The organism is Bradyrhizobium sp. NAS80.1 (assembly GCF_001908205.1).
GTDB lineage: Bacteria > Pseudomonadota > Alphaproteobacteria > Rhizobiales > Xanthobacteraceae > Bradyrhizobium.
On record NZ_LGHL01000375.1, the window covers coordinates 1 to 1,258 of the forward strand.

The following is a 1,258-nucleotide window of genomic DNA, read 5'->3' on the forward strand; positions in this document are numbered from 1 at the left end:
TTGAACTCGTCCGCGGCCTTGATCACCACATAGGCCGGACTGGTGATCAGGTCATGCGCCTTCAGCAGCCGATAGACTGACGCTTCCGAGACGAAGTACTTCCGCTCGTCGGTGAGCCGCACGGCCAGTTCGCGCGGAGACAGCTCCGGCAGCTCCAGCGCCAGGTCGATCCTTGTGGCGCAGGGCTCATCAGTCAAAGCGCGCAGAGCGCACTAAGGAAATAAAGGTGTAATGCTAAGCCGGCTTTGGAGTGCCTGTCGATCAGCGACGAGGTTGTCGAGGTGCAACGGCTCGTGTTCGGGTCGCTCTCCTTGCGCCAATCGTCGGACCAGCGCTCGCGTGCCGTCCACGACAAAGACGCCGCAATCGTAGGTGTTCTGCTGCTGGGCCATGTCGGCTGCCTTTAGGCTGAGGCTCAGCCGTTTCGCGAGCTTTGCTGCGCGGTTGTCGTTGTATCCCCGGACGGAATCGTAGTGATAGGCGACCGGCCGCTGCCTGTCGCTGCGATCAACGAATAGCAACGACCAATGCTCGCCGAGCTCATTAAGACGATCGGCATCGTTCATTGGCAGAAACAGGAAGTCGGCTGTATCATTACCATTCCGATCGATGAGGAGCTGGAGTGTGCGTCGCGCGTCGCTATCGGTAGCGGCCAAGCGCAGCTGATAATGGGCAACCATGGGATCCACGAACTGCGTTCGGGCGGCGAGATCCGGACGGTTCCGCTGCAACAGCTGCTCCAGCAGCTCGTAATCCCTATGGATATGCTCATCACCCAGCCATTCATCGTCTCCAAGCACTAGCCCGCCGTCCCGGGACGAGGCTGTCGCCCCGCTCTGAGCCTCCGAGTAGGTGGTCGGAGCCGCCCTCACGGAATCAACCTCATCTAACCCAGACGGCGTCGGCGTTGTCAGATCAACCAAAGGAAAACCGCGGTAGATGCCGGTTGGAGCCCTGGCAGAGGGCGAGGGCGCGGAGTGATCATCATCGCGCAGTTCGGACGGCGTCGGCGCACTCAGCTCAACAAATGACGCAAGACCCCCGGAGGTGTCCGCACGCGCTCTGGCAGAGGGCGCGGGCCCAAAGTGCGTATCATCGCGCAATTCGGACGGCGTCGGCGCATTCAGATCAACAAATGACGCAAGACCCCCAAAGGTGTCCGCACGCGCTCTGGCAGAGGGCCCGGGCCCGAAGTGAGCATCATCGCGCAGTTCGGACGGCGTCGGCGCATTCAGATCAACAAATGACGCAAGACCCC

The 1,258-nt window shown here is 61.3% G+C and carries 1 protein-coding gene and 1 pseudogene; both read right to left on the minus strand.

Annotation, left to right across the window (positions count from 1 at the left end; translation table 11 throughout):
* Window positions 1-170, minus strand: a pseudogene (locus AC629_RS43570) (helix-turn-helix domain-containing protein); the annotation flags it as partial.
* Window positions 171-212: 42 nt separating this feature from the next.
* On the minus strand, window positions 213-1,258 hold a 1,046-nt coding region (locus AC629_RS43575), incomplete at its 5' end, for a Ulp1 family isopeptidase (protein ID WP_245332201.1).